The sequence below is a fragment of the Pseudomonas sp. LBUM1672 genome (genome assembly GCF_059695655.1).
In genome coordinates this window covers 1,491,070-1,503,247 of the sequence record NZ_CP166781.1, presented here as the reverse complement: position 1 = coordinate 1,503,247, position 12,178 = coordinate 1,491,070, and the positions used below count along the sequence as shown (strand labels likewise).

Here is a 12,178-nt window from a genome sequence, read left to right as displayed (position 1 = left end):
GGAAGCTTTCATGGCCGTTGCCATCGACCAACCGGTTACCGACTTCGAAGCACCCGCCACCAATGGACAGACCGTCAGCCTCGCGGGCCTTAAAGGCAAGCAAGTGGTGATTTATTTCTATCCGAAGGACAGCACACCGGGCTGCACCACTCAGGGCCAGGGCTTTCGCGATCAGCTTGATGCCTTTAAAGCGGCTAACACCGAAGTCTTCGGCGTTTCGCGCGACAGCCTCAAATCCCACGAGAACTTCAAGGCCAAGCAAGCGTTCACCTTCGAGCTGATCAGCGACAAGGAAGAAGCGCTGTGCCAGTTGTTTGATGTGATCAAGCTGAAGAAGCTGTATGGCAAGGAATACATGGGCGTTGATCGCAGCACATTCCTGATTGATAAGGACGGCGTGCTGCGCCAGGAATGGCGCGGCGTGAAAGTGCCGGGGCATGTGGATGCGGTGTTGGCGGCGGCACAGGCGTTGAACAAGGCCTAAGTTTATCGGCGCCTGTTATGACGCCTTCGCGGGCAAGCCCGCTCCCACATTCAATCGCATTCTTACAGGAAGAACACGGTTAAATGTGGGAGCGGGCTTGCTCGCGAAGAGGCCCTTAGCCTTTCTAAAAAATCTGGGTTATCCGTTAAAGCAGCGGCGCCACCACCGGCTCCTTCCGCGGCCAGGCATCCAGCACCGCCTTGAACAGCGTCGCCAGCGGAATCGCAAAGAAGACTCCCCAAAATCCCCACAACCCGCCAAACAACAGCACCGCGCAAATAATTGCCACCGGGTGCAAATTCACCGCTTCCGAAAACAGCAGCGGCACCAGCACGTTACCGTCCAGCGTCTGGATAATCCCGTAGACCGCCATCAAGTAAATGAACTGATCGCTCCAGCCCCACTGAAACAGCGCAATCAGCAGGACCGGCACGGTCACCACGACCGCCCCGACATACGGGACCACCACCGACACCCCCACCAGCAATGCCAGCAGCGCTGCGTAGTTGAGCCCCAGGACGACGAAACCGATGTACGTCACACCACCGCAGATGAAAATCTCGATGACCTTGCCGCGAATGTAGTTGGCAATCTGCCGGTTCATCTCGTGGGCAACACGGGTAATCAGCGCCCGCTCACGCGGCAGATAACCGCGCACCCACTGACCGATCATTTCCCGGTCCTTGAGGAAGAAGAACACCAGGATCGGTACCAGGACGAGGTAAATCATGATGTTCACCAGCAACGGCAGGCTCGACAGCGAGAACGTCAGCGCCCATTGACCAAACTTGCCGATCTCGCCGCGTGCCACTTCGATGGCCTGCAACACCTGCTCGTCCGAGACCAGATGCGGGTAACGCTCAGGCAGCAGCAACAGCAGCGATTGCCACTTGGCGAGCATGCCAGGCAGTTCGTTGAACAGCGTGATTAACTGATGCCAGAGCAACGGCACTACGACAATGATAAACACCAGCAAAACGCCCATGAACAAGGCGAAGACCAGCCCCACTGCCACCCCGCCCGGCATGCGCAGGCGTTCGAGGGTCACGACCAGGCCTTGCATCAGGTACGCCAGCACCATCCCCGCGAGCACCGGTGCGAGCATGCCACCCAACGTGAGCACAGCGGTAAAGGCCAGAAACAGCAGCACGGCCAGCACCACGGCTTCTTCATCGGAAAAGTAGCGCTGAATCCAGTCGCGTAACACCTTGAACATCAATAATCCTTAGAAATGAACGCAGCAGGTTTCAGGCTTTTTTCAACCAGTAGCGGTAAACACCCGCCTCATCTTCTTCGCGAAGCAGCGTATGACCGGCTAATCGGGCAAAGGTGCGAAAGTCGCGCTGGGAGCCCGCATCGGTGGCGATCACCTTGAGCACCGCGCCACTGGCCAATCGATTGAGCTCCAGCTTGGCTTTGAGCAACGGCAATGGGCAATTCAGGCCACTGGCATCCAGTTCGGCGTCATGGGTTACAGCGTCGGTCATTACAGCGCTCCGGGTCAGGGGATGGAGTTGCCTAGAATATCTGGTCCCAAGCCAAGTGTCCGGCTACAGTAAGGTCTTTGTCGACTAAGGCTTTGTGCATGACTTTTTTGCGCCCTACCCTGCTGACGCTCGCTTGCCTGCTCGCCTCACCGGGCTTCGCCGACGACCTGCCGTCACTCGGCGACGCCAGTTCTGCCATTGTCTCGCCGCAACAGGAATACCAGTTGGGCCGTGCATGGCTGGCGCTATTGCGCAGTCAGGTCTCGCAGCTCAACGATCCGCAGCTCAAGGATTACGTCGAATCCAGCGTTTACCGGCTGGTGGAAACCAGCCAGGTCAATGACCGGCGCCTGGAGTTCATCCTGATCAACAGCCCGCAGCTCAACGCCTTTGCGGCGCCGGGTGGGATTGTCGGGGTCAACGGCGGTCTGTTTCTCAACGCGCAGACCGAGGGCGAATACGCTTCGGTACTGGCGCACGAATTGGCTCACTTGTCGCAGCGTCACTTTGCCCGTGGTGTTGAAGCGCAACAGCGCATGCAAGTGCCGATGATGGCTGCACTGCTGGCCGGGATCGTCATTGCGGCTGCCGGGGCCGGCGACGCCGGGATCGCGGCGATTGCCGGCACTCAGGCGGCGGCGATTCAGGAACAACGACGCTTCTCGCGCCAGAACGAACAGGAAGCCGACCGCATCGGCATCCTCAATCTGGAAAAGGCCGGTTACGACCCGCGTTCGATGCCGACCATGTTCGAGCGACTGATGCGCCAATACCGCTTCGACGCCAAGCCGCCGGAATTCCTGCTGACTCACCCGGTAACCGAATCGCGGATCGCCGACACCCGCAACCGCGCCGAACAGGCGAAACAGGGCGGCATCGAAGACACCATGCGCTATCAGCTGATTCGCGCACGCGTTCAGTTGGTCTATGAAGAAACCCCGGGCCTGGGTGCCAAGCGTTTCCGCGCGCAACTCGACGAGAACCCGAATAGCGACGTCGCTCGGTATGGCCTGGCGATCGCCCAGATCAAGGGCGGCCAGTTGAATGAAGCGCGTGAGAACCTCAAGTTGCTGCTGGCCAAATCACCGAACGAGATCATCTACAACCTGGCGCAGGTCGATCTGGACATCACCAACAATCGTCTGCCTGATGCTCAAACGCGAGTTGACCGGATGCTGACCCAGTACCCTGGCAACTATCCGCTGAATCAGGTGCGTGTCGATCTGTTGCTCAAACAGAACCGCACCGCCGATGCCGAGAAGGCGCTCGAAGGATTGCTCAAGTCGCGCCCGGACGATCCGGACGTGTGGTACCAGGTTGCAGAGACGCGCGGTCTGTCGGGCAACATTATCGGCCTGCATCAGGCTCGCGCGGAGTACTTCGCCCTAGTTGGCGACTATCGTCAGGCCATTCAGCAACTGGACTTCGCCAAGCGCAAGGCTGGCACCAACTTCCCGCTGTCATCGCGTATCGACGCCCGCCAGCGTGAGCTGATGGAGCAGGAGCGCATGGTCAAGGACATGATGGGCTGACCCTGCTTGCGGAACACAAACCGCAGACACAAAAAAACCGCCTCTTTCGAGGCGGTTTCTTATTCAGCCGACAACCGGTTTATTCAGCCAGTTTGAAGGTGATGAAGCTGGCACGACCTTGACGCAGAACCCGCATGGACACCGAACGATTCTTCGGCAGTGCCTTGGCGATTTCAGCGAACTCCTTGCTGTCGTTGATTGCCTGGTTGTTCAGGTGAGTGATCACATCATTTGGCTGCAAGCCGATGAGCGATGCAGGACCGTCCTGAACTTCCTTGATCACCACACCACCTTTGAGATCGTAGGTTTTCTTCTGCTCGGCAGTCAGATCAGCGACGGCAACGCCCAGACGATTGCTATTGGTTTCGACACCGGACTTGAGTTTCGAGTCCAGCTCTTTACCTTCGTCAGGAATCGCGCCAACCGTCAGCTCGACATTCTTGCGCTTGCCGTCGCGAATCACTTCAAGTTTGGCCTTCTCGCCTTCTTTCAGTGCGCCCACCAGGTGCGGCAGATCGGCAGACATGACGATCGGTTGACCGTTCATGGTCAGGATCACGTCGCCGACTTGCAGATCACCTTTGGCAGCCGGGCCGTCTTCCTGGATCTGGGCCACCAGCGCACCGGCCGGCTTTTCAAGACCGAACGACTCGGCCAGATCCTTGTTCACTTCCTGGATCACGACCCCCAACCAGCCACGGCTGACTTTACCGCCGCTTTTCAACTGATTGGAAACGTCCATGGCCACATCGATAGGGATCGCGAACGATACGCCCATGAAGCCACCGGAACGGGTGTAGATCTGCGAGTTGATCCCGACCACTTCACCGGCCAGGTTGAACAGCGGTCCTCCTGAGTTACCCGGATTGATGGGCACGTCGGTCTGGATGAAAGGCACATAGTTTTCGTTCGGCAGGCTACGACCGACGGCACTGACGATACCTTGGGTCACGGTATGGTCGAAACCGAACGGCGAACCGATCGCTACGACCCACTGGCCGGCCTTCAGGTCCTGGGACTTGCCCAGTTTCAGGACTGGCAGATCCTTGCCTTCGATTTTCAGCAACGCCACGTCGGAACGTGGATCGGTACCGACCAGCTTGGCTTTCAATTCACTGCGGTCGGAGAGACGAACCAGAATTTCGTCGGCATCGGCGATCACGTGGTTGTTGGTCAGGATGTAGCCGTCTGGCGAAATGATAAAGCCCGAACCCAAGGACTGTGCTTCACGCTGGCGATCACCGCGAGGCGAGCGTGGCTGCTGCGGCATACCCCGCTCGAAGAACTCGCGCAACGCTGGTGGCAAGCCCTCAAGGTCGGGCATCTGGCTGGACACTCTGCGGTCCGGCAGCTTTTGCGTGGTACTGATGTTCACCACCGCGGGTGAGGCTTGCTCGACCAGTTGGGTGAAGTCCGGCAATTCGACTGCTTGAGCAGTGACCGCCTGACCGAGCACCAACACGGTGGCAAAAATGGAAAGATAAGACTTCAAGCGTGGTATCGACATACGGCTCCCGTTACGACGAGCATGGTTAAGCGATATGGAGCAAGGAACACCGGGAAAGATACGCCGGTATTTTTGTTCCGGGAACAACAAAACAAGGCCAGAGCCGTGAGGCTCTGACCTATAGAAAAATTCAGGTTTTCTTGCAAATTGAAATGTTCACCAAACATTTCGATATCAGCTCACTATTTGGTTGCAGTGGCATCAGAGCGCATGGACAGCGCAATCCGTTCAGCAGTACCAATTGGAATTTCACCGACAACAGTCACCATCATCTCGCCTTGAGGCGTCGTCAAGCGTCGAGAAACAGCAACGGTAGGGCCTAACTGGGTGCGGGTGTCAGTGAGGGTGGCACCGTTCAGTGGCTCGAGGAATACCGAGAACCTCGCCAGACCGTCGTCGTACATCAGACTGTTGACCTGGGTTTTGGTCTCTGGATCCTTGCGGGAGCTACTGCTGATCAACTCGAAACCGGGGGGAAGCCAATCCGAATGCCAAACCTGGGCAGCCTTGACCGCAGAAGCCTTGTCACCGTCGAGGTTGACAGGCTTGCAATCTTCACCTGCCTGCAAGTCGGTGTCTGATGGCACGCTGGCAGTATTCAACTGGGTGAACTGGAAACGCTCCAGCAACTGCCCTTTGTCATTGAGCAGCAATGACTTCAGCGGCAAGCCGGTTTCTTTATCGAGGTGAAGTTCAAAACCGTAGCGATGCTGATCACGTGGCTTCAGTGAAACAATCACTGCCGCACGCCCAGCCACACGCGACTTGCCAATGACGGCAAGCTCATACCAATTCTTTAACTTTTGTGGATCGAGTGCACGAGCAGCGGAGTTGGGAGAATCCCCGAGCCCTGCTATCAGGGTGCCGCTGACGCATTGAGTATGCCCATCAATGCGCACGACTTCCTGTGCGGAGCCGTCGAGCTGGAGTAAACGCTCGCGGACCTTGCCATCCTGGACACGGTGCCAGATGTTATGGGTAGAAAAACTACCGTTACGCTCGTAAACGAAAGTGCCGTGGAAGCTTTGCTGTTGCTCGGCCTGACCAAGACGGGTTAACCAGTCCTGGGCTTCATCGGCGTGGGCTGGAACAACAAACCAGCCACCGAGCAGAAGCGAAAGTAGAGGTATGGCGCGCATGATCCTCCTTAACGGTTTTCCAGGCTTGCTGCACGAGCGTAAGGCAGAGCGCTCTCAGTACCTTTCAATGCAGCTTGTTGAGCATGTTGGCGCAAGTAGCCTGGCAGACGCTGATCGTGCCAGCCTGGTTGACCTTGCAATACGCCGTTGGCCATAGGGCCAGTGGCTTCCGAACTCTCATTGTAGCCTGCCAACACAGCTGGACCCTTGACCTGAGGAACGGCCAGACCCGGTTGAGTGGATTGCTGAGCAAGTTCGACACCCGCGATCTCGTCCTGGTTGTACAGACGCACACCTGCCAATACGGCAACGGTCACCGAAGCAGCGACAGCCAGACGACCCAGGCTGCGCCATGGACCACGGGAAGTTTTTGCCGGTACGGCTTCGTCGGCCAAAGCAGCAGAAACTGCCGCGGCGATGTCCAGACGTGGAAGCAGCAGATCCTTGTGCATAACTGCCCGAGCGATCTGATAACGAGCCCATGTTTCACGGGTTTCAACATCGTCAAAGGCATTCAATACCCGACGCAATTCCAGTTCGTCCGCTTCGTTATCCATCACTGCGGACAGCGATTCCTGCAGGGCTTCACGACTCATGGCGTTCCTCTCTTGGCTATCGCCGCTGTCTCAGTTTTCCTGCAACAACGGCTGCAGGGCTTTATCGATGGCCTCCCGAGCGCGGAAAATCCGGGAGCGCACGGTACCCACCGGACATTGCATGACGGCCGCAATGTCCTCGTAACTCAGACCATCGAATTCACGTAAAGTTAACGCCGTACGCAAATCTTCTGGCAGTTGCTGAATGGTTCGATGGACGGTGCCTTCGATCTCATCCCGCAGCAATGCGCGCTCTGGCGACTCGAGATCCTTGAGGCCATGATCGCCATCGTAGAACTCTGCATCTTCGGAACTGACATCGCTATCCGGCGGCCGACGGCCGCGTGAAACCAGATAATTCTTCGCCGTGTTGATGGCGATGCGGTAAAGCCACGTATAAAACGCGCTGTCTCCGCGAAAGTTTCCAAGTGCGCGGTAGGCCTTGATAAAGGCTTCCTGTGCCACATCCTGGGCTTCATGGGTGTCGTGCACGAAACGCACGATCAACCCGAGAATTTTGTGCTGGTATTTCAGCACTAGCAGATCGAAAGCTCGCTTGTCGCCGCGCTGAACGCGCTCGACGAGCTGCTGATCCTCTTCCTGGGTTAGCATGAACACTCCTCGATAAGCTCGGAGGAGGCTTGCATAACTAAACGACCAGACTTGCAAACATAGACTCGGGCTTTTCGCAAAAGTTCTCCCCCTCCAAGCAAGTTTCCTGCGGGCTCTGATTTGGCACGCACGAAAAGCGCAGCTCGGCATGACCCGGCTGCGCGAATAATCTTGTTGTCGGATTCACTGGCCAGGGCCAAACCACGAGCCCCGTCCTGAAACCGACACTGTCCTTCTTTTCAGGCACCGTCTATTGATCTTGGGCCTTTGGCAAAAGTTCCAAATATTTATAGCCGGACGAAAGGGACATTGTGCAACCGTGAATAGAAAAAGACTGTTAAATCGTTGATACAGTCGCCTAGTCACCGAACCGGCCGAAAAAACATCCGACGAAGCGTCGGGTATTTTCCGTCACAGTAGTTTCACAATGCCATATGCGCTCGGGTATTGTGCCGCTCCCCCCCTCTATATACTAGTGGGCTGTGTGGCTGCCTTGACTCGCCGTTCCAGGAGTCTTGCGCCAACCCCGACCCGGGTCGCTTTGAGCGGAATCCTGAAATGAGCCAACAGTTTCAACACGATGTTCTGGTCATTGGCAGCGGCGCTGCCGGTTTGAGCCTTGCGCTGACCTTGCCCAGTCATTTGCGCATCGCCGTACTGAGCAAAGGCGACCTCGCCAACGGCTCGACGTTTTGGGCCCAGGGCGGCGTCGCTGCCGTTCTGGATGATACCGATACTGTCGAATCCCACGTCGATGACACCCTCAATGCCGGCGGTGGACTCTGCCACGAAGACGCCGTGCGCTTTACCGTCGAGCACAGTAAAGAAGCCATCCAGTGGCTGATCGACCAAGGCGTACCGTTTACCCGCGATGAACAATCCGGCACCGAAGACGGTGGATTCGAGTTTCATCTGACCCGCGAAGGCGGTCACAGCCATCGACGCATCATTCATGCCGCCGATGCCACGGGCGCAGCGATCTTCAGAACTTTGCTCGCCCAGGCCAGACTGAGACCCAATATCGAGCTGCTTGAGCAGCGGGTCGCCATCGATCTGATCACCGAAAAACGCCTGGGCCTCGAAGGCGATCGCTGCCTCGGCGCTTACGTGCTGAATCGCGGCACTGGCGAAGTCGACACCTACGGTGCACGATTCGTGATCCTCGCCTCCGGTGGCGCGGCCAAGGTCTACCTCTATACCAGCAACCCCGATGGAGCCTGCGGTGACGGCATCGCCATGGCGTGGCGTTCGGGCTGCCGGGTGGCGAATCTGGAATTCAACCAGTTCCACCCGACCTGTCTTTATCACCCGCAAGCCAAGAGTTTCCTGATCACCGAAGCCTTGCGTGGCGAAGGTGCGCACCTGAAGCTGCCCAACGGCGAACGCTTCATGCAGCGCTTCGACCCGCGTGCCGAACTCGCGCCCCGGGACATCGTCGCCCGTGCCATCGACCATGAGATGAAGCGCCTGGGTGTCGACTGTGTCTATCTGGACATCAGCCACAAGCCCGAAGCGTTCATCAAGACCCACTTCCCGACGGTGTATGAACGCTGCCTCGAGTTTTCCATCGACATCACCAAGCAACCGATTCCCGTGGTTCCGGCGGCGCACTACACCTGCGGCGGGGTGATGGTCGATCAGAATGGTCGCACCGACGTGCCGGGGCTGTATGCCATTGGCGAAACCAGTTTCACCGGCCTGCACGGCGCCAACCGCATGGCCAGCAACTCGCTGCTGGAGTGTTTCGTCTACGCCCGTTCGGCGGCGGCGGACATTCTTGAACAGTTGCCGCAGGTTTCGATTCCGATCGCCCTGCCCGTCTGGGATGCCAGCCAGGTCACCGATTCCGATGAAGACGTGATCATTGCGCACAACTGGGATGAACTGCGGCGGTTCATGTGGGACTACGTTGGCATCGTGCGCACCAACAAGCGCTTGCAACGCGCGCAGCACCGCGTGCGGCTGTTGCTGGACGAAATCGACGAGTTCTACAGCAACTATAAAGTCAGTCGGGACTTGATCGAGCTGCGCAACCTGGCCCAGGTGGCGGAGCTGATGATCCAGTCCGCCATGGAGCGCAAGGAAAGTCGTGGCCTGCATTACACCCTCGACTATCCGGACATGCTGCCGGTCGCGCTGGACACTATTCTGGTGCCGCCCACCTACGCCGACTGAATGTGAGCCTCACGCGCAGGCGTCGGTGCACATCCGCCGCCTGCGAATCCCGGGGAACGCAGATCGATCTGACCCGTCGCTCTCCTGGCAGTCGAAAACGCAGCACCACGACCAACGGCAACGCCAGGCTGTCCGGCCGCAGCTGCACGGGTTGCCAACCTGAGGCCTGATTCCACAACTGCCAGCCATCGGCATCGCGACGCAAGCCGCGGTATGCCCGTGGATGCGTCAGCAAAATCTGTCGCGGCAGCAGCCAAACGCCGTGAACCACGCACAGCGTAATGCCGAGCAAAAGCGCCCAGACTGGAATCGAGAGAAGAAACAACGAACCCAGCGCGAACAGCTGGGCCACAAGATACGCCGCCAGCAACTGCCGCGAGGCATGCCAGCGGCATTCGAACGCATTACTTGGGCTGGACACGATCCAGGATCATGCGGACCATGCGCTGAAGCTCCGGATCTTCCGATTCGGCGCGTTCCATGAACCAGCCGAACATGTCCTGATCTTCGCATTCGAGCAACTTGCGGTAGCAATCGCGGTCGACGTCGTTGAGGTGCGGGTAGACCTCTTTCACGAACGGCACCAGCAATACGTCAAGCTCGAGCATGCCGCGGCGGCTGTGCCAGTAGAGGCGATTCAGTTCAACATCTTCGACCATGGAGCGCTCCTCAAATAGGCGGCAAGTATACAGCCCCGAGCCCGGTCGAACACTCGGCTTTGGTCGGGCGCCATCGATCCTTTGTGAACTACCCATTTCGAGAGCGCCCCCTTATGATGTCCCCCAGACTCTTTACCCTGCGATGACCCATGGCCGATTCTGCTTTTTTCTGCACCCTGTCCCATGAAGGCGTTCTTGCAGTCCGCGGCGCGGACGCCAGCAAATTCCTGCAAGGCCAATTGACCTGCAACCTCAATTACCTGAGCGACACCCAGGCCAGCCTCGGCGCCCGCTGCACGCAGAAAGGCCGGATGCAGTCGAGTTTCCGCATCGCGCTGGAAGGCGACGGCGTTCTGCTGGCGATGGCCACCGAACTGCTCGAACCGCAGTTGGCGGACCTGAAAAAGTATGCCGTGTTCTCCAAGTCCAAACTGACCGATGAAAGCGCCGCCTGGGTCCGCTTCGGCCTCGATCATGGCGATGTCGCACTGAGTAGCCTGGGACTTGAGTTGCCGGCAGACACCGACAGCGTCGCGCGCCATGAAGGTCTGATTGCCATTCGCGTCTCGCCGGATCGCGCCGAACTGTGGGTCGCTGCCGATCAGGCAGATGCCACCAAGGGCAAGCTGTCCGTTATGCTGGCCGAAGGCACTCTGAATCAATGGCTGCTGGGCCAGATCCGCGCTGGGATCGGCCAGGTCATGCCGAGCACCCGCGAGTTGTTCATCCCGCAGATGCTCAACCTGCAAGCCGTCGGCGGCGTAAGTTTCAAAAAGGGTTGCTACACCGGCCAGGAAATCGTCGCGCGCATGCAGTACCTGGGCAAACTCAAGCGCCGCTTGTATCGCCTGAGCCTGGATGCCAGCGATTTGCCCGAGCCCGGCACGCCACTGTTCTCCCCGTCCCACGGCAGTTCGATCGGCGAAGTGGTGCTGGCCGCCAACGCCGGGCAAAACATTGAACTCCTGGCCGTACTGCAAGCCGAAGCAGCAGAAGGTGGCGACATTCATCTGGGCGCTCTCGAAGGGCCGGCCCTGCACCTGCTAGACCTGCCTTATCAACTGGATCGCGATCGCGAAATCCAGCGTTAACCGCAGCACTTGTTGCAACACCCTAGAGAAAAGAAATGAGCGAGCTGGCGGATAAGGTCCAACAGGATTTGGTTGAGGCCATCGATAACGATGACCTGGTTCTGCCAACGTTACCGGAAGTGGCCCTGCAGATTCGCAAGGCCGCTGAAGATCCGGAAGTCAGTGTCAGCACCCTGAGCAAAGTGATCGGCCGTGATACGGCGCTGTCGGCGCGCTTGATCAAAGTGGTCAATAGCCCGTTGCTGCGCGCGACTCAGGAAGTGACTGACCTGCACACGGCGATCACGCGGCTGGGCGTCAACTACAGCAGTAACCTGGCGATCGGTCTGGTGATGGAACAGATTTTCCATGCCCGCTCTGAGGTGGTGGCACAGAAAATGCGCGAGGTCTGGCGTAAAAGCCTGGAAATCGCTGGCGTCAGCTATGCGCTGTGCCGCAGTTACACGCAACTCAAGCCTGATCAGGCCGCCCTCGGCGGACTGGTTCATCAGATTGGCGTGCTGCCGATTCTGACCTATGCCGAAGACCACTACGAACTGCTGTCCGACCCGGTCAGCCTCAACCATGTCATCGACCGCATTCATCCCTTGATTGGTGACAAGCTGCTCAGGGTCTGGGAATTCCCGGAAATGCTGGTGCAGTTGCCGGGGCTGTACCTGGATTTCGAACGCCAGTCGGAGCGGGTCGATTATGTCGATCTGGTTCAGGTGGCCAGCCTGTATTGCCACAAGGACACCGACCATCCGCTCGCCCGCTTTGATGTGTTTAACGTACCGGCCTTCAAGAAATTGGGGATCGATCCGGAGAGCGAGGCGATGTGCCGCGATCTGGAAGAATCACGATCGATGTTTTATTGATCATGAACACAAGCGACTGTGGCGAGGGAGCTTGCTCCC

13 protein-coding genes are annotated in these 12,178 nt (G+C 58.1%); 5 read left to right on the top strand and 8 right to left on the bottom strand.

Annotation, left to right across the window (positions count from 1 at the left end; all coding sequences use genetic code 11):
- Positions 1 to 10 precede the first annotated feature (10 nt).
- Positions 11 to 484, top strand: coding sequence for a peroxiredoxin (locus tag ACA053_RS06745; protein WP_497394791.1), 474 nt, complete (start codon positions 11 to 13; stop codon positions 482 to 484).
- A gap of 145 nt (positions 485 to 629) precedes the next feature.
- On the opposite strand, the gene ACA053_RS06740 is transcribed toward ACA053_RS06745, so the two are convergent.
- Positions 630 to 1,700 carry an AI-2E family transporter gene (locus ACA053_RS06740; protein ID WP_109628400.1) on the bottom strand — a complete coding sequence of 357 codons (1,071 nt, stop codon included), beginning with the start codon at positions 1,698 to 1,700 and terminating at the stop codon, positions 630 to 632.
- A gap of 31 nt (positions 1,701 to 1,731) precedes the next feature.
- A complete protein-coding gene (locus ACA053_RS06735; protein ID WP_007898654.1) occupies positions 1,732 to 1,971 on the bottom strand; it encodes a sulfurtransferase TusA family protein in 240 nt (79 codons plus the stop codon).
- 98 nt (positions 1,972 to 2,069) lie between these two features.
- Here ACA053_RS06735 and ACA053_RS06730 point away from each other — a divergent pair, with 98 nt between their 5' ends.
- Positions 2,070 to 3,503: a M48 family metalloprotease gene (locus ACA053_RS06730; protein WP_497394790.1), complete on the top strand. Its 1,434-nt coding sequence runs from the start codon at positions 2,070 to 2,072 to the stop codon at positions 3,501 to 3,503.
- A gap of 79 nt (positions 3,504 to 3,582) precedes the next feature.
- Here ACA053_RS06730 and ACA053_RS06725 read toward each other — a convergent pair whose 3' ends face one another.
- The 4 genes from ACA053_RS06725 to rpoE form a co-directional block, all read right to left on the bottom strand.
- On the bottom strand, positions 3,583 to 5,010 hold the full coding sequence (locus ACA053_RS06725; RefSeq protein ID WP_109628398.1) for a DegQ family serine endoprotease: 1,428 nt from the start codon (positions 5,008 to 5,010) through the stop codon (positions 3,583 to 3,585).
- Between the two features lie 182 nt (positions 5,011 to 5,192).
- Entirely contained in the window at positions 5,193 to 6,149 is a 957-nt protein-coding gene (locus ACA053_RS06720; protein ID WP_109628397.1) for a MucB/RseB C-terminal domain-containing protein, read from the bottom strand.
- Positions 6,150 to 6,157: 8 nt separating this feature from the next.
- Positions 6,158 to 6,745 (bottom strand): sigma-E factor negative regulatory protein, encoded by a 588-nt coding sequence (locus ACA053_RS06715; RefSeq protein ID WP_109628396.1) that lies wholly within the window; start codon positions 6,743 to 6,745, stop codon positions 6,158 to 6,160.
- A 30-nt stretch (positions 6,746 to 6,775) separates the two neighbouring features.
- Positions 6,776 to 7,357, bottom strand: a complete 582-nt coding sequence (gene rpoE / locus ACA053_RS06710; protein WP_007944079.1) for an RNA polymerase sigma factor RpoE/AlgU — start codon at positions 7,355 to 7,357, stop codon at positions 6,776 to 6,778.
- Between the two features lie 558 nt (positions 7,358 to 7,915).
- Between rpoE and nadB the strand changes: the two genes are divergently transcribed.
- Positions 7,916 to 9,532: an L-aspartate oxidase gene (gene nadB / locus ACA053_RS06705; RefSeq protein ID WP_109628395.1), complete on the top strand. Its 1,617-nt coding sequence runs from the start codon at positions 7,916 to 7,918 to the stop codon at positions 9,530 to 9,532.
- On the opposite strand, the gene ACA053_RS06700 is transcribed toward nadB, so the two are convergent.
- Positions 9,501 to 9,953, bottom strand: a complete 453-nt coding sequence (locus tag ACA053_RS06700) for a protein YgfX (RefSeq protein WP_497394789.1) — start codon at positions 9,951 to 9,953, stop codon at positions 9,501 to 9,503. The two genes, nadB and ACA053_RS06700, sit on opposite strands and share 32 nt — an antisense overlap.
- Positions 9,937 to 10,191, bottom strand: a complete 255-nt coding sequence (locus ACA053_RS06695; RefSeq protein ID WP_007944081.1) for an FAD assembly factor SdhE — start codon at positions 10,189 to 10,191, stop codon at positions 9,937 to 9,939. The genes ACA053_RS06700 and ACA053_RS06695 overlap by 17 nt, the downstream gene beginning before the upstream one ends.
- A 149-nt stretch (positions 10,192 to 10,340) precedes the next feature.
- On the opposite strand from ACA053_RS06695, the gene ygfZ reads away from it, so the two are divergent.
- Both ygfZ and ACA053_RS06685 read left to right on the top strand, forming a co-directional pair.
- Positions 10,341 to 11,282 carry a CAF17-like 4Fe-4S cluster assembly/insertion protein YgfZ gene (ygfZ, locus tag ACA053_RS06690; RefSeq protein WP_497394788.1) on the top strand — a complete coding sequence of 314 codons (942 nt, stop codon included), beginning with the start codon at positions 10,341 to 10,343 and terminating at the stop codon, positions 11,280 to 11,282.
- A 35-nt stretch (positions 11,283 to 11,317) separates the two neighbouring features.
- Positions 11,318 to 12,139 carry an HDOD domain-containing protein gene (locus tag ACA053_RS06685; RefSeq protein ID WP_497316204.1) on the top strand — a complete coding sequence of 274 codons (822 nt, stop codon included), beginning with the start codon at positions 11,318 to 11,320 and terminating at the stop codon, positions 12,137 to 12,139.
- The last annotated feature ends 39 nt before the right edge of the window (positions 12,140 to 12,178 follow it).